At 63.6% G+C, this 17,921-nt stretch carries 14 protein-coding genes and 2 tRNA genes; 12 read left to right on the plus strand and 4 right to left on the minus strand.

Annotation, left to right across the window (positions count from 1 at the left end; translation table 11 throughout):
* The first annotated feature begins 461 nt into the window (after positions 1-461).
* The 4 genes from AC1AZA_RS06490 (at position 462) to AC1AZA_RS06505 (ending at position 6,441) form a co-directional block, all read left to right on the plus strand.
* Positions 462-1,733, plus strand: a complete 1,272-nt coding sequence (locus AC1AZA_RS06490; protein WP_476513853.1) for a glutamate-cysteine ligase family protein — start codon at positions 462-464, stop codon at positions 1,731-1,733.
* A 312-nt stretch (positions 1,734-2,045) separates the two neighbouring features.
* Complete coding sequence (locus AC1AZA_RS06495) at positions 2,046-2,546, plus strand: MarR family winged helix-turn-helix transcriptional regulator (protein WP_476513854.1); 501 nt, start codon at positions 2,046-2,048, stop codon at positions 2,544-2,546.
* The gene (locus AC1AZA_RS06500; protein ID WP_476513855.1) at positions 2,543-4,408 is read left to right on the plus strand and encodes an ABC transporter ATP-binding protein; all 1,866 of its coding nucleotides are present in this window, start codon (positions 2,543-2,545) and stop codon (positions 4,406-4,408) included. Before AC1AZA_RS06495 ends, AC1AZA_RS06500 begins: the two co-directional genes overlap by 4 nt.
* Positions 4,408-6,441 (plus strand): ABC transporter ATP-binding protein, encoded by a 2,034-nt coding sequence (locus AC1AZA_RS06505; protein WP_476513856.1) that lies wholly within the window; start codon positions 4,408-4,410, stop codon positions 6,439-6,441. The genes AC1AZA_RS06500 and AC1AZA_RS06505 overlap by 1 nt, the downstream gene beginning before the upstream one ends.
* Positions 6,442-6,540: 99 nt before the next feature.
* On the opposite strand, the gene trmB is transcribed toward AC1AZA_RS06505, so the two are convergent.
* Entirely contained in the window at positions 6,541-7,428 is an 888-nt protein-coding gene (gene trmB, locus AC1AZA_RS06510; protein WP_476513857.1) for a tRNA (guanosine(46)-N7)-methyltransferase TrmB, read from the minus strand.
* A gap of 147 nt (positions 7,429-7,575) precedes the next feature.
* Between trmB and galE the strand changes: the two genes are divergently transcribed.
* The 6 genes from galE to fucO all read left to right on the plus strand — a co-directional run bounded on the left by galE (position 7,576) and on the right by fucO (position 12,372).
* Positions 7,576-8,589, plus strand: coding sequence for a UDP-glucose 4-epimerase GalE (gene galE / locus AC1AZA_RS06515; RefSeq protein ID WP_476513858.1), 1,014 nt, complete (start codon positions 7,576-7,578; stop codon positions 8,587-8,589).
* A 209-nt stretch (positions 8,590-8,798) separates the two neighbouring features.
* Positions 8,799-9,656, plus strand: a complete 858-nt coding sequence (locus tag AC1AZA_RS06520; RefSeq protein WP_476513859.1) for a YwqG family protein — start codon at positions 8,799-8,801, stop codon at positions 9,654-9,656.
* A gap of 46 nt (positions 9,657-9,702) precedes the next feature.
* Entirely contained in the window at positions 9,703-10,407 is a 705-nt protein-coding gene (locus AC1AZA_RS06525; protein WP_476513860.1) for a DUF4190 domain-containing protein, read from the plus strand.
* Between the two features lie 158 nt (positions 10,408-10,565).
* Positions 10,566-10,639: transfer RNA gene (locus AC1AZA_RS06530), tRNA-Asp, on the plus strand.
* A gap of 25 nt (positions 10,640-10,664) precedes the next feature.
* A tRNA-Phe gene (locus tag AC1AZA_RS06535) sits at positions 10,665-10,740 on the plus strand.
* 480 nt (positions 10,741-11,220) lie between these two features.
* Positions 11,221-12,372, plus strand: a complete 1,152-nt coding sequence (gene fucO / locus AC1AZA_RS06540; protein ID WP_476513861.1) for a lactaldehyde reductase — start codon at positions 11,221-11,223, stop codon at positions 12,370-12,372.
* A gap of 101 nt (positions 12,373-12,473) precedes the next feature.
* On the opposite strand, the gene AC1AZA_RS06545 is transcribed toward fucO, so the two are convergent.
* Complete coding sequence (locus AC1AZA_RS06545) at positions 12,474-13,355, minus strand: glycosyltransferase family 2 protein (protein ID WP_476513862.1); 882 nt, start codon at positions 13,353-13,355, stop codon at positions 12,474-12,476.
* A 79-nt stretch (positions 13,356-13,434) separates the two neighbouring features.
* On the opposite strand from AC1AZA_RS06545, the gene AC1AZA_RS06550 reads away from it, so the two are divergent.
* A complete protein-coding gene (locus tag AC1AZA_RS06550; protein ID WP_476513863.1) occupies positions 13,435-14,904 on the plus strand; it encodes an AI-2E family transporter in 1,470 nt (489 codons plus the stop codon).
* Entirely contained in the window at positions 14,904-16,127 is a 1,224-nt protein-coding gene (locus tag AC1AZA_RS06555; protein WP_476513864.1) for a glycosyltransferase family 2 protein, read from the plus strand. Before AC1AZA_RS06550 ends, AC1AZA_RS06555 begins: the two co-directional genes overlap by 1 nt.
* A gap of 180 nt (positions 16,128-16,307) precedes the next feature.
* Here AC1AZA_RS06555 and AC1AZA_RS06560 read toward each other — a convergent pair whose 3' ends face one another.
* On the minus strand, positions 16,308-16,874 hold the full coding sequence (locus AC1AZA_RS06560) for a hypothetical protein (RefSeq protein ID WP_476513865.1): 567 nt from the start codon (positions 16,872-16,874) through the stop codon (positions 16,308-16,310).
* Between the two features lie 308 nt (positions 16,875-17,182).
* Positions 17,183-17,629 (minus strand): hypothetical protein, encoded by a 447-nt coding sequence (locus AC1AZA_RS06565; protein ID WP_476513866.1) that lies wholly within the window; start codon positions 17,627-17,629, stop codon positions 17,183-17,185.
* Positions 17,630-17,921: the final 292 nt, after the last annotated feature.

The following is a 17,921-nucleotide window of genomic DNA, read 5'->3' on the forward strand; positions in this document are numbered from 1 at the left end:
CTCGGCGGCCCCGGGGGTTTGCTTTGCAGCCGCCTTCGCCGTCGTGGCGGATGATCGTGTTGCTGACGGGCCGAGGGGCCGGTGATACGAAAACGTACGCTGACGGCGGCTGGGTGGCGTGATTTGTATCGTGCGATATGAAAACGTACATGGGGAGCGGTCAGATGGCGTAAAACATATCGGCCGATACGGAAACGTACACGTATGGCGGCTCAGTGGCGTACATTGTATCGGCTGATATGAAAACGTACGCGTAGGAGGGCCGGAGAGAGAGGGGTGGAGGCGCGAGTTTTCCTCCTGCCATCCTTCACTTCCGCCCTAACCGGCTCCGCTCGGGATGACGGAGTGGGTACTGTTTTTCGGCGTCTCATGACCGGCGGTTGCCAAGCAAGAGCCCGTTATCGATTTTCCGTATGGACAGGCCGCCGCCCGTCCGCCCGCCGTCCGCTAAGCTGAGTCCCATGAGCGCACCGAGAACCAGTTATGCACATCTGCTGACCAAGCCGAACCCCAAGCACGTCGCCAGCCTCCTCAAGTTCTTCGAGAACGGCAAGTCGAAGCGCGGCACCGGTGGTTTCGGCGTGGAGATCGAGCATCTGCCCGTGCACAATGCAGACGACACCGCCGTCAGCTACTACGAGCCCAATGGCATCGAAACGCTGCTCAAGCGCATCGCCCCCTACTACGACAAGGATAAGGAGTACTGGGAGAACGGGCATTTGGTGGGGCTCGGCCGCGAAGGCATCGCCGTGTCGCTGGAGCCGGGCGGGCAGGTGGAATGCTCCCTGGGCATTCTCTCCAAGCCGAGCGATCTGCACGCCCTGTACCGCTCGTTCCGCCGCGAGGTGGATGCCGCGCTCGAGGACCTCGACTTCCGTCTGGTCAACTACGGCTACCAGCCCAAGTCCAGCTACGCAGATGTGAAGGTGAACCCCAAGGATCGCTACGACGCCATGACCGCCTATCTGGGCCGTGTGGGCCAGTTCGGTCCGTGCATGATGCGCTGCTCCGCCTCCACGCAGGTGAGCATCGACTTCGTGGATGAGCGCGATGCGATCGACAAGATGCGCCTCGGCACGGTGATCGGCCCGATCCTTGCCTGGTATTTCCGCAACACCCCGTACTTCGAGGGGCAGGAGAACCCGTGGCCGCTGCTGCGCCAACGCATGTGGGACTTTCTGGACTTCCAGCGCACCAACGTGATCCCCGGCCTGTTCGACCCGCGCTTCGGCTGGGAGGACTACGCGGTGGACGTGCTGTCCACGCCGCTCATGTTCGCCGACCTCACGCACACCCCGGAGGCCGAGGGCCTTTCCGGCAAGGAGCTGCACCACCCGGCGTTCTACGAGAACGCTGCGGACGTGTACCCGGACCGCGAACTCAACCCGTACGAGATCAATCATGTGATCTCCACGCACTTCAACGACGTGCGCCTCAAGAACTTCATCGAGCTGCGCCACTGGGACTCCCTGCCCATCCTGCGTGCCGAGCGTCTGACGGAGATCATCGGCTCGCTGTTCTACGATCCGGCGAACCGCGACCGGTTGGAGAGTTACTTCGACGGCATCCGCGAGGAGGACGTGCTTGAGGCCAAGTGGAATCTTCAGGCGCATGGGGCGGATGCCACGCCGTACGGCCAGCCGCTCGAATTCTGGCACGCCTTCTTGGGGCTGGAGGGCCTGTTGACCGATGAGCCGGGCGATCCGAAGCATCCGGACGTGTTCCAGCGCTGAACCGGGGCGGTTTGCCGGTTCACGCGTTTGTTTCGCATAAAACGTGTGAACCGGCAAGCGCACACATCTGCGCATGCCTGCACATCGCAGTGCGGGAGAAGTGCCGGAATTGCAGGGAAGGCCATAATCCATTCGAACATGGGCCCGGTTCACACGTTGTCCGCCGAAAAAAGGCGTGAACCGGATTTCGTTTTTTCCTCCCCAACACGCCGATTGTTGCATCTGCAACTGTTGTATATGGGACGCATTACACTGCTCTCAGTGCATGAATCAGTTGCATATGCAACAAAAACGCGCGGCAGGGGTGATGCGATGGACCAACACGTACTCAGCATGGAAATGAGGGCGCTCGGCAAGGCCGTGAACCGCTATCTCGGCGAGTCGATGCCGGAGAGCGCCCGGGAGGCCACCGGCGGCAACGCGCACATCATCCTTTTTCTGGCGCGCAACCGCGACCGGGAGATCTACCAGCACACCATCGAGGAAAAGTTCTGCATCACGAGGTCCACCGCGTCTCGTGTGCTCGCCCTCATGGAGAAGAAGGGTCTCATCGAGCGGGAGCCGGTCGCGCACGACGCCCGGTGCAAGCGCATCGTGCTCACCGGCAAGGCCGATGCGATCGTGAACGACCTCAAGGCCAACGGCGAACGCATGGAAAGCCTTCTCGTCGCAGGCTTCACCGACGGGGAAAAGGCCGCGCTCCACGATTACATCCACCGTATGCGCGCGAACATCGACGCGGCGCAGCGGGCCTACGAAACCAAGGAAACGAACACATTCACAACGAAGGAAACGAAGGAGGAAGGCAAGTGACCGACGCATCAGTCGAACGGCGCGGGCGGGCGGACGAGCCCGCCAAACCCAGGCATCTGTTCCGCACACTGGGCGCATCCCTGCGCGAATACCGGAAGGCGAGCGTGCTCGCGCCCGCATTCGTGGCCGTGGAAGCCATTCTGGAGATCCTCATCCCCACGGTCATGGCCTCGCTCATCGACGAGGGCATCACCGGCGGGTCCATGCCGGCCATCATCAAATTCGGCGTGATCCTGCTCCTGTGTGCCATGGTCTCCCTGGCCTGCGGCTTCATGGCCGGACGGTACTCGGCCATCGCCGGCGCCGGATTCGCCAAGAACCTGCGCCACGACCAGTTCGAGCGGATGCAGGCGTTCAGCTTCACCAACATCGACCGTTTCTCCACCGGATCGCTCATCACCCGCCTCACCACGGACGTGACGAACCTGCAGATGGCCTATTCGATGATGATCCGCATGGGCGTGCGCGCGCCGATCATGGTGGTGGTCGCTTGGATCTTCTCGTTCCGCATCAGCCCGTCCATCTCGCTGGTATTCCTGGCCTGCGTGCCGATTCTGGCGATCGGCCTGTGCGGACTGGCGGTGCTGGTCCACCCGGTGTTCAAGCGCGTGTTCCGCACGTACGACAAGCTCAACAACGTGGTGGACGAGAACCTGCAGGGCGTGCGCGTGGTGAAGTCGTTCAACCGCGAGGACTTCGAGATCAACAAGTTCACCCGCATCTCGCAGCGCATCTTCAAGGACTTCTCCAAGGCCGATCGCATCATGAGCTTCAACATGCCCATCATGATGCTGTGCATCTACGGCTCCATGCTCATGATCTCCTGGATGGGTGCCAACCAGATCGTCGCTTCCGGCAACGATCCGGCCGTGGGCCTGACCACCGGTGACCTGACCGCGCTGGTCACCTATGCCATGCAGATCCTCATGGCCATGATGATGCTCTCCATGATCTTCGTCATGGTCATCATCTCCCAGGCCTCCGCCGAGCGCGTGTGCCAGGTGCTGCAGGAGAGGAGCACGGTCACCAACCCGGACCATCCGGTCGAGACCGTGGCGGACGGCTCGATCGCATTCGACGACGTGACCTTCCGCTACTCGGACAACTCCGAGAAGCCGGTGCTCGACCGCATCAATCTCACGATCCGCTCCGGCATGACCGTGGGCATCGTGGGCGGGACAGGCTCCGCGAAGTCGAGCCTCGTGCAGCTTGTGCCCCGCCTGTACGACGTGTCATCCGGCTCGCTCAAGGTGGGCGGCCGCGACGTGCGCGAATACGATCTGGAGGCGTTGCGCGACCAGGTGGCCATGGTGCTGCAGAAGAACGTGCTGTTCGCCGGCACCATCGCCGAGAACCTCAGGTGGGGCAACCCGAACGCCACCGACGAGGAGATCCGCCACGCCGCGCAGCTTGCGCAGGCCGACGGATTCGTGCAGGAGTTCCCGGACAAGTACGACACGATGCTCGAGCAGGGCGGCACCAACGTCTCCGGCGGTCAGCGCCAGCGTCTGTGCATCGCCCGCGCGCTGCTGAAGAAGCCGAAGATCCTCATCCTCGACGATTCGACGAGCGCCGTGGATACCAAGACCGACCGGCTCATCCGTCAGGCGTTCCGCGACGAGATCCCGGACACCACGAAGATCATCATCGCCCAGCGCCTCGCCTCAGTGGAGGACGCGGACATGATTCTCGTCATGGACGAGGGGCGCATCATGGACCGTGGCACCCACGCCGAACTGCTGGAAACCTGCGACGAGTACCGGTCCATCTACGAATCCCAGACCAAGAACCAAGGCCGGCCCGAGGAAGCGGCCGCGCCCGCCGAACCCCAGGAAGGCACCCAGGAAGGAGGCGCCCTGTAATGGCCGATACCAAAGTCAACACGGACAACCGCAAGTTCTCCCAGCGCAAGCCCGCCATGGGCAAGGCCGCGCCCGGCACCACCAAACGCATCTTCGGATACATCATGCGGTACCGGTGGCGCGTGGTGGCCATCGTGGCGTGCATCCTCGTGGGCGCCGCCGCACAGGCCGGCTCCGCGCTGTTCCTCCAGTCGCTCATTGACTCATACATCCTGCCGATGGTGGGGCAGGCAAACCCGGACTGGACGCCGCTCATCCGCGCCCTGACGCTCATGGGGTGCCTGTACGCGGCCGGCATCATCGCCGGATGGCTGTGGATGTGGCTCATCGTCACCGTGGAGCAGGGCGTGCTCAAGAAGATCCGCGACGACATGTTCGCCCACCAGCAGCGCCTGCCGATCCGCTACTTCGACGCCAACGAGCACGGCGACATCATGAGCCGCTACACCAACGACACGGACACGCTGCGCCAGGCGATCAGCCAGTCGTTCCCGCAGATGTTCTCCTCCATGATCTCCGTGATCGCCGCCGTGATCTCCATGCTCTGGCTGTCGGTGCCGATCACCCTGTTCGTGATGCTGTTCACCGTGCTGCTGTTCGTGATCATGCGCAAGGTGATCTCCCGCTCCGGCCGCTTCTTCGTCAAGCAGCAGCACTGGCTGGGCGACGTGAACGCCTTCGTGGAGGAGTCGGTCAACGGCCAGAAGGTCATCAAGGTGTTCAACCACGAGGCCGCCATCCAGAAGACCTTCGACGAGAAGAACGAGGAGCTGTTCGAGGCGTCCGCCGAGGCGAACACGTGGGGTAACGTCACCATGCCGATCGTGGGCAACATGGGCTACGTGCTCTACATCCTGCTCGCCATCGTGGGCGGAGCGATGGCGCTGTCCGGCGTGGGCAACTTCGGCCTGTCCGGCGCTGGCCCGCTCACCCTGGGCACGCTGGTTTCGCTGCTGACCCTTTCGCGCTCGTACATCAACCCGATCGGTCAGGTCTCCATGCAGTTCAACATGGTGATGATGGCGCTCGCCGGCGCCTCCCGCATCTTTGCGCTGATGGACGAACCCGCGGAGGCCGACGGCGGCACCGTGACGCTGGTGAACGTGGAGCTCGGCTCCGACGGCCGCACCATGACCGAAACCGACCGCGAAACCGGTCACTGGGCGTGGAAGCGCGAGGCCGGGGATGACGGCACGCGTTCGCTCAGGGCGGCGGAGCAGCTCAAGGGCCAGTCCCGCGAGGTGGCCGTCAAGGCTAGGGAGCAGGCGGTCACCTCGCCGGACGGGCGGCTCACCCTGCTGCGCGGCGACGTGCGCTTCACGGATGTGACGTTCGGCTACGACCCTGCCAAGCCGGTGCTGCACGACATCACGTGGTTCGCCAAGCCCGGCCAGAAGATCGCCCTCGTGGGCGCGACCGGCGCCGGCAAGACCACGGTGACGAACCTCATCAACCGGTTCTACGACATTCAGGAAGGCCAGATCCTCTACGACGGCATCTCCGTGGCGAACATCCGCAAGCCCGACCTGCGCCGCTCGCTCGGCGTGGTGCTGCAGGACGTGAACCTGTTCACCGGCACCGTGATGGAGAACATCCGTTACGGCAAGCTCAACGCCACCGACGAGGAGTGCATCGAGGCGGCCCGGCTGGTGAATGCGGACGGCTTCATCCGCATGCTGCCGGACGGCTACCAGACCGTGCTGGAGGGCGACGGTTCCGGCCTGTCACAGGGTCAGCGCCAGCTCATCTCCATCGCCCGCGCCGCCGTGGCCGACCCGCCCGCGCTGATTCTGGACGAGGCGACCAGCTCGATCGACACGCGCACCGAGGAAGTGGTGCAGGCCGGCATGGATGCGCTCATGAAGGGCCGCACGGTGTTCGTGATCGCGCACCGGCTGTCCACCGTGCGCAACTCGGACGTGATCATGGTGCTCGACCACGGCCGCATCATCGAACGCGGCTCGCACGACGAGCTCATTGCGCAGAAGGGTGAGTACTACCAGCTCTACACCGGAGCGGTGGAGCTGGAGTGAGCACGGGTCCGTCGGCGTCCGAGCCGCTCTGAAAGCCAGCGAGGGGTTGCATGGGAGAATGTCCCGTGCAACCCCTCATTCGTTGGCGGCTTGTGACGGCTAGGCCTTGCGGTAGGTGAAATCGTGGATCACGCGGCCCGCCGCAAGGCCTTTTTTCTCGAAGTTGGTGAGGATGCGCCCCTCGAAGCGTTCCGATTCCGTGAAGTCGGCGTGGGGGAGGGCGGCGGCCTCGTCCGCGTTGCCCTTGCCCACGTGCTCGGTGGGCAGATTCACGGTGATCGAGCCCGCGTTGACGAATCCCAGCGAACCGTCGTCCATCACCTCATGCACGTGCAGCGCGTAGTCCTCGATGTCCGTGGCGATGCGCCACACGCCGCCGTCCGCAAGGGCCCGGTGCACGTGCGCGGCGAACGACGGCTGCACGATCCGCCGCTTGTGGTGGCGCATCTTGGGCCACGGGTCCGGGAAGAACGTCCAGATTTCCGCGGCCACGCCGTCCGCCAGATGGGCGAAGAAATTCTGGGCATCCACCTGCGCCACGCGAAGGTTTTCCAGACCGTCGCGCCCGGCGAACAGCAGCGCGTGGGCCACGCCCGGGTCATACACCTCGAGTGCCAGAAAGTTCAGTTCCGGATGCGCCTTGGCGGCGGCGGCCACGTTCTCGCCCTGCCCGCTGCCCACCTCGATCACGAGGTCGTGGTCGTTGCCCCACGCCCTGCGCGCGAAGTCGCGGTCGAACGTGAAGTCGTCGGCCACTTCCAGATCGCGCGCGCCGGCGGGCATGGCGAGCAGGAAGTGGCCGGCGTAGCGGTCCCACGCGCGCTGCAGGCGATCGTCCAGACGGGCGGACCGGCGCACGAAGGACTTGACCGGATGCAGGCGCTGCAGCTCCTCGCCGGTCAGTGTGCCGTGCTCGTAGGTCGGATGGTCCGTAAGCGCCATGTGCTCGCTCCTTGTACTGGGAATGGTTGCAATATCACCAAACATCCTGTAACCGCGAGACAATGGTATAGGTATGCGGGCGGTGTGTGTTTGCGCTGTGCGCATGCTATACTCGAAACTGTCAAAAGATAACAAAATCGGAGCAAAATCGAACATTTTTCGTGCGATGCAAAGCTCCAAGGAAGGCTACACATGACTGTACTCGTCACTGGCGGTTGCGGCTACATCGGCGCCCATGTGGTCCACGCCCTTCATCAGGCCGGCGAAAACGTCGTCGTCGTCGACGATCTGAGCTTCGGCAAGCCCACGCGCATCGAAGGTGCCCGGCTGTACGGCATGGACATCGCCGCTCCGGGCGCCGGCGAGCGTCTGGCCGAGATCCTCGACGCGGAGAACGTCGAGGCCGTCATCCATTTCGCCGCCCGCAAGCAGGTGGGCGAATCCGTCGAGAAGCCGCTGTGGTACTACCAGCAGAACATCAACGGCATGCTCAACGTGCTCACCGGCATGACCAAGTCCAAGAACGCCAAGAAGCTCGTGTTCTCCTCCTCCGCCGCCACCTACGGCGTGCCGCCGGTCGACGTGGTCCCCGAGGACGTGGTTCCCATGCTCCCCATCAACCCCTACGGCCAGACCAAGCTGTTCGGCGAGTGGATGGCCCGCGCCTGCGAGGGCACCTACGGCATCCGCTTCTGCGCGCTGCGCTACTTCAACGTGGCCGGCTGCGGCCCGGTGGAGCTCGAGGACCCGGCCATCCTCAACCTCATCCCCATGCTGCTCGACCGCCTGAAGAAGGGCAAGGCGCCGCTCATCTTCGGCGACGACTACCCGACCTCGGACGGCACCTGCGTGCGCGACTACATCCACGTCTCCGACCTTGCCGACGCGCATCTGGCCGCCCTGAAGTATCTGGACCGCGACGAGCGCAAGTACGACGCCTTCAACGTGGGCACCGGCGAGGGCACCTCCGTGCGCCAGATCGTCGACGAGCTCAAGAAGGTCACCGGCCTGCCGTTCCAGGAGCACGTGCAGGGCCGCCGCGCCGGCGATCCGCCGCACCTGATCGGCTCCCCGAAGCGCATCAACGAGGAGATGGGCTGGCACGCCAAGTACAACGTGGAGGACATCGTGAAGTCCGCGTGGGACGCCTGGCAGGCCAACCCGGAGCACCACATCGACGTGGAGCACTGGAAGCAGGCCGACTGATCTGATCGGCTGACCCTCCGATCGGTCGCCGCCGACGGAACGGCTGCATTCGCACGGGCGGGACGCGTGCGGGACTATGGCCCTATGGCCGTGGCCCCGCGTGCGTCCCGCCCGTTGTCGTTGCGCGCGGCTGCCGTTGCGTTCGGATATGCTGGGATCAAGGTCGGGAACGATGGCCGTTCCATGCACCTTGACAGGAAGGGGTCACCATGAGTGTGAACGATATCCGTACGGTGGAGGGGCTGACCGAGCAGCTGGCGACCATGGTGAGGGAACGCACCGCCATACCCGCCGTGGAGCTGTACGTGCAGGCGGCGGACGGCTCTCTCGTCCGTGAATCCGGGGCGCTGCGTTCCATGCCTGTGTCCGCATTGGCGCGGCCGGAACTCATGGACACGAAGTACGGCGGTCCGTACCCGCTGCCCGCAGGGTGGGACGAGCCGCGTGACCCGGCCACGGGCGCCCCGCTTTATCTGCTGGCGCAATGGAACTTCGCCCTGCTGCCCAAGCTGGACGGCTACCCCGACGATGGTCTGCTGCAGGTGTTCCTTGCCGCGGACGCCGAGGCCGACCTTCCCTGGCAAATCAGGTACGTGCCTGCGGCGCTGCTTGCCGGCGCGCGTGCGGTGGAGCCGCAATGGCCTGACGAGGCGTACAATCTGCCGTTCACCGGCCCGGACGTGACCTACAAGTTGTGCGGTGAGTCCGTGATGAGTGCCATGGATACCACGGATGCGGGCTTCGAACCGCTGCTGGACGAATGCCTCGACCTGCTGGGAGGCGACGCTCGGGACCTGTACGACGAGGAATACGACGAGGCTTCCGAGCGGATGTTCCAGCTGCTCAGCGCGGACGGGCATCGGCTTGGCGGGCATCCCATGTTCACACAGGACGATCCGCGCACGTGGATGGATGACGGCGGCGATCTGGTCATGGTGGCGCAGATCAACAGCATCGAGTTCTCCATGATGCTGGGGGACAACGGCATAGGTCACGTGTTCATGCCTGCGCAGGCGCTGCGCGAGCGGGATTTCACCAAGGCCGAATACCAGTGGGACTGCTACTGAGCTATGCCGGGTGGCGTTTACGGGGGATCGGTTCTAGACTTGGCGTATGAGCGAAAACAACATCGATTCTCAGAACCCTTCCCCGGCACCGCAGCCGGTCCAGCCTCAGCCTTCCCAGACGCAACAGTATGCTCAGACGCCGCAGTACGGTCAGCCGGCTGCGGCTCCGAATCCGGCCGCCGCTGCCGCTGAGCGCACCGAGTCGGCGCAGTCCGAGTCTCAGCGGCCGTATACGCAGCCCACGTACGTGCATCAGCCACAGTACGACCAGTATGGTCGGCCCGGTCAGGGGCAGCCGTACCCTCAAGGGGTGTACAGCCAGTACGGGCAGACCGGTCAGCCGGGGGCGGCCCAGACCGGCCAGCCCACGTATGGCGGTTACGGGCAGTACGGCTATCAGGGTGGCTACGCTTCGCCCATTGACCGGTGGAACGTCCTGTCGATCGTCGGATTCGCGCTGAGCTTCATCCTTGCACCGGCCGGCCTGATCGTCTCGATCATCGCGCTGGTGCAGATCAACCGCACGGGGGAGAAGAGCAAGGGGATGGCGATCGCCGGCATTGTGGTCGGTGCCGTCATCACGCTGATCGGCATTGTGGGCATAGTGATGTTCATCGGCCTGTTCATGCAGGTGATGGAGCATCCCGAGCTGTACAGCGACTTTTACTACGGCAACAGTTCGGATGCCGAGGATCTCTACGACATGGCGCAGCTGACCGTCGCCCGCGTGTCGGGATTCGCGGCGCTCTGACGCGGTGCTGCGATGCCGGTGGATTCTCCGGAGTTGGCCGGCGGAGCGGCTAAAACCGCGGAATCATGCGGCAACACGCCGTGTGGTGTTGCGACTTGCGCGATGGAATGATTCCTGTAATATATTCATTCGTTGCCTCGCGCAAGCGAAGTACACACGGCCCCGTAGCTCAGTTGGTTAGAGCGCCGCCCTGTCACGGCGGAGGTCACCGGTTCAAGTCCGGCCGGGGTCGCTGGAATGGTCAACCACTATTCTCTGGCTCTGTAGCTCAGTTGGTAGAGCGAGCGACTGAAAATCGCTAGGTCAGCGGATCGATGCCGCTCGGAGCCACCACGGGAAACCCCGCATGCCTTGCAATGCTTGGCCTGCGGGGTTTTCGCATGTTCGGGCCAAGGCCAGCATAAACCCGGCAGGCCAGCATAAACACGGCAGATTCAATGGCAAAGGCGCGGCACGCGATGCCTGTTTTCGTTCGACCGGTCCAACCTGTGGTGCCACCGGTGCAGGTTGGACCGAACGTGCAGTTTTCGGCCTCCAAAACGGCCGTTTTTTCGCATGATCGGTCCAAGCTGCGAATTCGGACGTGCAGGTTGGACCGATCGTGCGCAGGAAGGACGCGGGAAGACTGCGAGAGGGAGCGGACCGTCAGTCGGCCCCACCGCGGGTCCCAACATCTGGGATTCTCGTTCAAATCTTATCGGTTTTGAGCGGGAACGCTCAATCGGCTCACTATTATGGAAGCCGATGGGCTATCCGCTATGACGGCGTGGAGCCCATGTAGGTATGAAAGTAACCAGCTTAAAGGAGAGCGTTATGGTGTACAGGATGATCTTCAACCAGACGGCATACTTCGGACGCGGTGCCATCAAGGAGATCCCCGAGGTGGCCAGGAAGCATGGCTTCACGAAGGCGTTCATCGTCACCGACCCGGTGCTGCTCGAGACCGGCACCGTCAAGAAGGTCACCGACGTGCTCGATGCGGCCGGCCTGCCCTACGACGTGTTCGACAACGTGAAGCCGAACCCGCCGGTCGAGTGCATCCAGGACGGCGTACTGCGCTTCAAGGCCTCCGGCGCGGACTTCCTGATCGGTCTGGGCGGCGGCTCCCCGCAGGACACCTGCAAGGGCATCGGCATCATCACCGCCAACCCGGAGTTCGGCGACGTGCTGAGCCTCGAGGGCGTGGCGGACACCAAGAACCCGTCCGTCCCGATCTTCGGCGTGCCCACCACCGCCGGCACCGCCTCCGAGACCACCATCAACTACGTGATCACCGACACCAAGAACAAGCGCAAGTTCGTGGCCGTCGACCCGCACGACATCCCGATCGTCGCCTTCGTGGACCCGGACCTGACCGACTCCATGCCGCGCGGCCTGAAGGTCGCCACCGGTCTGGACGCGCTGACCCACGCCATCGAGGGCTTCATCACCCCGGGCGCCTGGGCGCTGTCCGACTGCCTGAGCATGCAGACCATCCGCATGATCGCCAAGAACCTCGCCAAGTCCGCGGACGGCGACGTGCCGGCCGGCGAGCAGATGGCGTACGCCTCCTACATCACCGGCATGGCCTACTCCAACGTCGGCCTCGGTCTGGTGCACGGCATGGCCCACCCGCTGGGCGGCCGTCTGGGCGTGGCGCACGGCGTGGCCAACGGCATTCTGCTGGCTCCGGTCATGGAGTACAACAAGGACTACACCGGTGAGAAGTTCCGCGACATCGCGGACGCGTTCGGCGTGGCGGACGCCTTCACCGGCGATCTGGAAACCGTGCGCGAGGAAGCCGTGCAGGCCGTCCACAAGCTGACCGTGGACCTCAAGAACCCGACCAAGATCTCCGAGGTGGGCGCCACCGAGGCCGATCTCGCCCCGCTGGCCCACGACGCGTTCAACGACGTGTGCACCCCGGGCAACCCGCGCAAGGCCACCGAAGAGGACATTCTGGCCATCTACAAGAGCCTGATGTGATCTGACGATCCTTGCATCGGACCACGCTCCGTAGCGATTGAGGCCCTCCGCCATGCGACGAACATGGAGGAGGGCCTCAGCCGTGCGAAACCGGCGGTGTCTCAGTGCGTCAGCTGGCTGGCTCCGGACAGCACGCGCGCCTGCTCGTCGCGCCACACGGCGGCCGCGCAGTCCACGTGTTCGCGTTCCATCTGCCGCTGGTAGATGGGGTAGAGGAAGTGGATGAACGGCCACATCACGCGCAGCAGGTACTCCGGGCGGAAGAAGCGCGTGTGGCGCGGATGGGCGTCGAACGTGTTGCGGAACCGGTCCGTGTAGTGCTTGAACGAGACGAACCCGGAGGCCATGCGTCGCGCGCTCATGCCGACGATCATGCGCGGGGAGTACACCGTCTTGAAATGCTTGCCGAGCAGATGCAGGGAGATGTCCACGTCCTCGTGCATCACGTCTTCGTAGTCGCGGCACACCTCGCCGCAAATGGCCCGCCATGCGGTGGCGCGCAGGGCCATGTTCGAGCCGAACAGCATGGTCTGGTTACCGTCCGCCCGGTAAATGAGCCGGCGTGTGCGGTTGTCGCCGCGAAGGCCGGTCTTCTTGAGCGGCATGTCGTAGTAAACCACCGGTCCGGAGGCACCCATGGCCTTCGGATCCTCGGTGAAAATGCCGGTGACGACTTCCACCCAGTCGGGTTTGAGCATGCAGTCAGCGTCCACGCGGCCCAGTATGTCGCCCTTGGCGGCGTTGAGACCGGCGTTGCGCGTGGGGATGAGCCCTTGTTCGGCGTCCTGATGGATGAGTCGGACCGGGGTGCCGGGATGGCTGGCGATGAAGCGTTCCACCACTTCAACGGTGCGGTCGGTGGACTTGTTGTCCACCACGATGACCTCGTAGGGTGCGCGTGTCTGAACGGTGGCGCACGTCAGGCAATCCTCGATGCGGTCCTCTTCGTTCCACGCCGGGATGATGATCGAAACCTTGAGCATGCCTCAATGCTACCCCAGCGGACCGTCGGCGGGAACGGACGATCGGGGCTTGTCAGCGAACGTCACAATAATGGGGTCTATGAGCGAACAAGGCAAGACGACACGACAGCATCGCGAGGACAAGCAGTTCGATCTGGCTTCGGTGTTTCCGGCGAAGGGGGATCCGCGCCGGCCTCCGGAATGGTTCGGCAGGGGACTGCTGTACATCGTGATCGCCGTGTATCTGGCCGTCATCGTATGGCGGTCCGCCGGCGAACTGGAATACCTCGTGGTGGATCTGGTCATCTCCGTGTTCATCGCGCTCGCCGTGGAACCGCTGGTGCTCGCCATGGTCAAGCACGGCTGGAAGCGCGGCGCGGCGTCCGCGGTGACGCTCGTCGGGCTCGTGGTGGTGATCGTCGGCCTGCTCGGCATGTTCGGCAACATGTTCGTCCAGCAGATGATCAGCCTGGTGCGGGGCCTGCCGGACGCCTACGACCAGATCGCCGCGTTCGTGGCCGCCAACACGACGTTCCGCATGCCCGCCATCCAAAACCTCGGCACCGAGATCATCAACAATATCCAGACCTCCTGGGTCACCAACTTCGCCACGCAGGCCGCCACCACGCTGGGCAGCATCGGCAGCATGCTGCTCAACGTCATGACGATCACGCTGGTCACCTACTACGTGTCTGCGTGCAGCCCGCGCATGCGCCGCAGCCTGTGCCAGTGGCTCAGCCCGGACAGCCAGCGCCGGTTCGTGCTCGTATGGCAGGTGGTGCAGGACCAGATCTCCAACTTCCTGTTCTCGCGCGGCATCCTCGCCATCATCAATGCAGTGTGCACGGCCGTCTTCCTCGAGGTACTCAACGTGCCGTACTGGCTGCCGCTCGCCCTGTTCTGCGGCCTGACCTCGCAGTTCGTGCCCACCGTCGGCACGTACATCGGCGGGGCGTTGCCCGTGCTCTTCGCCTGGATCAACGGCGGCATATGGTATGCCGTGGGCGTGCTCGCGTACATCATCGTCTACCAGCAGATCGAGAACCTCATCCTGAGCCCCAAGATCTCGCAGCGGACCATGGACCTGAACCCGGCGGTTGCGTTCCTGGTGGTGCTCGCGCTCGGCTCGCTGTTCGGAGCTCTCGGCGCGTTCCTTGCTCTGCCGGTCGCCGCGAGCTTCCAGGCGATCTTCACCGTGTACACCAAGCGCTACGAGCTCATCGACTCGCCGCTGCTGGGCGACCCGAAGCCGCTCAAGAAGTCGAAGCTCGTGGAGGGCGCGGAGGCGTTCACCGAACACGTGATCCAGCCGGTGGCCGACCACATGCCCCGCGCCGCGCAGGGTTCCAGCAGGCGCGTGATGGTGGAGGAGGAGCTCGACGACCTCAGGCGCAAGGCGTACAGCATCCCCACCGCGGAGGACCTGGACGCCTCCGAGACGGTGGCCATCCCGCAGCGCGGCAAGGCGCCGAAGCCGGCGAAGGGGCTCAGGGGAACCGAGGATGACAGCGACCCGTCCGAGGCGGATGACTCCGCCGATCCCGACAACCCCCGCGGCGGGTGGCGCTGATGGCGATCCTCAACGTGCTCGACTGGCTCATCATGATTCTGGGCCTGTGCGTGGTGGTCTATCAGGCGGCGTATGTGCTCGTCTCGTTCTTCGCCAAGCCCGAGGCGTTCCCGGACGCGCCGATGGACAAACGCTACGCGGTGCTCATCTCCGCGCGCAACGAGTCGGCCGTGATCGCGCATCTGATCGGCGACCTGCAGTCGCAGAGCTACCCGAGCCGGCTCATCGACATCTGGATCGTGGCGGACAACTGCACCGATGACACGGCGGACATCGCTCGTTCCATGGGCTGCCACGTGGTGGAACGGTTCAACAAGGAACAGATCGGCAAGGGCTACGCGCTCACCTACCTGCTCGACGAGATGGGGCGGCAGGGCATGGCCGAGTGCTACGATGCGTTCTTCGTGTTCGACGCGGACAACCGGCTCGACGTGCATTACGTGGAGGAGATGAACAAGGCCTTCCAGTCCGGCTTCAAGGTGCTCACCAGCTACCGCAACTCCGTGAACCTCAACGAGAACTGGGTGTCTTCCGGAACGGCCCTGTGGTTCCTGCGCGAATCCCGGTTCGTCAATTCGTCGCGCATGGTGATCGGCTCGAGCTGCCACGTGGCGGGCACGGGCTTCATGTTCTCGCGCGAGATCATGGAACGCAACAACGGCTGGAAGTTCCATCTGCTCACCGAGGACATGGAATTCACGATGGACTGCGTGCTGCACGGCGACCGCATCGGCTACTGCGGCAGCGCGATTCTGTACGACGAGCAGCCCACCTCGTTCCGCCAGAGCTGGCGGCAGCGCGTGCGCTGGAGCAAGGGCTACCTGCAGGTGTTCCGCTACTACGGGCCCGCCATGCTGCGCCACGGCATTCAGGAGCGCGACTTCTCCTCCGTGGATCTGACGCTGCTGGTATGCCCGTTCATGGTGTTCACCGTGTTGCGGCTCGCGCTCGGGGCCCTGTTCGCGGCGCTCGGGTTCGTCTCCTGGTCCAGCCAGCTCGGCGCGTTCAACGGATGGGGGCTGGGCGTGCTGGTCTCCATGCTCACCATGATGCTGCTCGCCGCGCTCACGGTGATCGCCGAGCGCGACAAGATCCGCGCCACCAACAAGGAGCTGTTCGCCTACTGCCTGAGCTTCCCGATCTTCGCGCTGAGCTACGTGCTCATCTCCTTCCAGGCCATCTTCGCCAAGCCCGAATGGAAGCCCATCGTGCATAAGGGCTGAACCGTAAAGCGGAAAGCCCGGTGGGCTTTCCGTAGGTTCAGCCTGAGCCGCCACTTCGGCGGCGAAGGTTGGATTGAGTCTTCGCCGTAGGCGAAGTCAGCAATTGCAGGGCCGGAGGCGAGCCGTAAAGCGGAAAGTCTGGTGGCTTCCGGCTGGCATCGGTCTGAACTACGACATGTTCTACCGCTTCAGCGGCGAATTCGCGATGTTGTGCAACGGATCCGAGACGCATGCCAGTACCTTTGCGGTCAGGGGGTCGGTCGAGGTACCGCCCTTGAGCAGAGGGACCGGACTGTTGCCTTTCAGCCGTTCGTACTCCTCATAGGAGTAGTCCTTCGCCAGCAGATCGTGCTCCCTGTAGCATTGATACCGATATGGTTCCAGATCCACGTTGTCCGGATTGCTGTATCCCTCGGAGTAATACGTGCCGATGACCGTATAGCCGGTATCGTCCATGCATACGGAAGCAACCTGGCCTACCTGATCCTTGGGTACATGGGACATGTCGAAGCTGAGTCCGCCCGCATCTCGGATGTACACCGTGGATCCCAATTCCAAGCCGTAGCGGTCCGCCAGACAGGTCACGGCCCGTCGTTCAAGGTCGTTCATCTCCTCGGCGGAAATGATGCCATCCGCCAGGACCTGATCGATGACGTCCCGTGCCTGGACATTGTGCGGTTCGTTCACGGCGTCATGAATTTCCTTCATGGTGGAGGCGTTCAGCCGTACGTCATCCGTATACGCCATGTATGTCGATTTAGCGCCGATCGGAGCATGCTCCAGTCTGACTTCACCGGGCCGTTCCCCCGAACCGGGATCGTTTCCCGGCGCGCCGCAAGCGCCAAGGGATGCCACCGTCAATGCGAACGCGAGTGCGAGCGCCGTGCGCAACGTACCTGATCTCATTGTTCCTCCGAGCGTGATGATCGGTAAAGAAATCGGCATCATGGCCGGTCGCACCGGGCACCCGTCATCCCTTAGGAAGACATGGATGAACCGGCCTATGATGCCATGGAGTAGGGGTTGGCGGGCTGGCCAATGACCGGGAACGATTGTCAGTAGAAGATGTTGCCCCAGTCATTGATGAGCGGTAATAAATCGGAGGCTACGAAAACGCAGCTTCCTCCAATAGTAGGGACCTTGATGGTCCCGTAGCTGTTAATACGAGTGCAGTCGTAATCCGATGGCGTGGACGGGCGGACAATTGATCGTCCTTCGTTGTACCAGCTCCCGATCGTGAACCAGTGCCGCAACCCGCCGTCGCAGGTGTTGTTGACTGCCCAACGGTGGTCTCCAACGGGTGGAGGCGTGTTGATTTGATAGTAATCGCAGCCTGCCAATGCACGGTTTCCATACCGGCCGCTCACCGACAGCACGCCGGCACGACCCGAGGGGGCATCCGCGGCCGACGCCCAGCCGGCCGCAACCCCAGACATCGATGCCGTGGCCAGAACAGCCGCCAGCGCGCCTGCAAGACGCATTCCAGATCGCTTCGCATTCATGGCACGTTCCTTTCCGCCGCCCGTCGCGTCCCCAAACAACCAGACACCATCGTTCGGCCGTGTTCCGCGGAACCCATCCTCGGATCCCGTCACCATCAATCGTATCCGCGCCGCCATAGCCTCCGCAAGGGTCCGTCTTCCCGATCCGTGAGGACACCGGCCGGCTCCGGGGGGGTGTTCCTATGTTTTTGTCAACCTTGTGAGGGGTTGATGTGGTCGTGTCCGGGTTGGTTGTGATGGGCGTGCTTCGCTTTGGCCTTGGCGAGGTGCGGCCGTGGCCGGCGCTGGTGGT

Source organism: Bifidobacterium sp. LH_389 (assembly GCF_056357235.1).

What these genes read in the sequence shown, in the direction of transcription:
- trmB (WP_476513857.1), bottom strand. Translation starts at nt 7,428, where the DNA reads ATGTTTGGTGATATTGCAACCATTCCCAGTACAAGGAGCGAGCACATG.
- AC1AZA_RS06495 (WP_476513854.1), top strand. Translation starts at nt 2,046, where the DNA reads ATGGACCAACACGTACTCAGCATGGAAATGAGGGCGCTCGGCAAGGCC.
- AC1AZA_RS06545 (WP_476513862.1), bottom strand. Translation starts at nt 13,355, where the DNA reads ATGCTCAAGGTTTCGATCATCATCCCGGCGTGGAACGAAGAGGACCGC.
- fucO (WP_476513861.1), top strand. Translation starts at nt 11,221, where the DNA reads ATGGTGTACAGGATGATCTTCAACCAGACGGCATACTTCGGACGCGGT.
- AC1AZA_RS06525 (WP_476513860.1), top strand. Translation starts at nt 9,703, where the DNA reads ATGAGCGAAAACAACATCGATTCTCAGAACCCTTCCCCGGCACCGCAG.
- AC1AZA_RS06560 (WP_476513865.1), bottom strand. Translation starts at nt 16,874, where the DNA reads ATGGCGTATACGGATGACGTACGGCTGAACGCCTCCACCATGAAGGAA.
- AC1AZA_RS06555 (WP_476513864.1), top strand. Translation starts at nt 14,904, where the DNA reads ATGGCGATCCTCAACGTGCTCGACTGGCTCATCATGATTCTGGGCCTG.
- AC1AZA_RS06520 (WP_476513859.1), top strand. Translation starts at nt 8,799, where the DNA reads ATGAGTGTGAACGATATCCGTACGGTGGAGGGGCTGACCGAGCAGCTG.
- AC1AZA_RS06505 (WP_476513856.1), top strand. Translation starts at nt 4,408, where the DNA reads ATGGCCGATACCAAAGTCAACACGGACAACCGCAAGTTCTCCCAGCGC.
- AC1AZA_RS06565 (WP_476513866.1), bottom strand. Translation starts at nt 17,629, where the DNA reads ATGAATGCGAAGCGATCTGGAATGCGTCTTGCAGGCGCGCTGGCGGCT.
- AC1AZA_RS06490 (WP_476513853.1), top strand. Translation starts at nt 462, where the DNA reads ATGAGCGCACCGAGAACCAGTTATGCACATCTGCTGACCAAGCCGAAC.
- AC1AZA_RS06550 (WP_476513863.1), top strand. Translation starts at nt 13,435, where the DNA reads ATGAGCGAACAAGGCAAGACGACACGACAGCATCGCGAGGACAAGCAG.
- galE (WP_476513858.1), top strand. Translation starts at nt 7,576, where the DNA reads ATGACTGTACTCGTCACTGGCGGTTGCGGCTACATCGGCGCCCATGTG.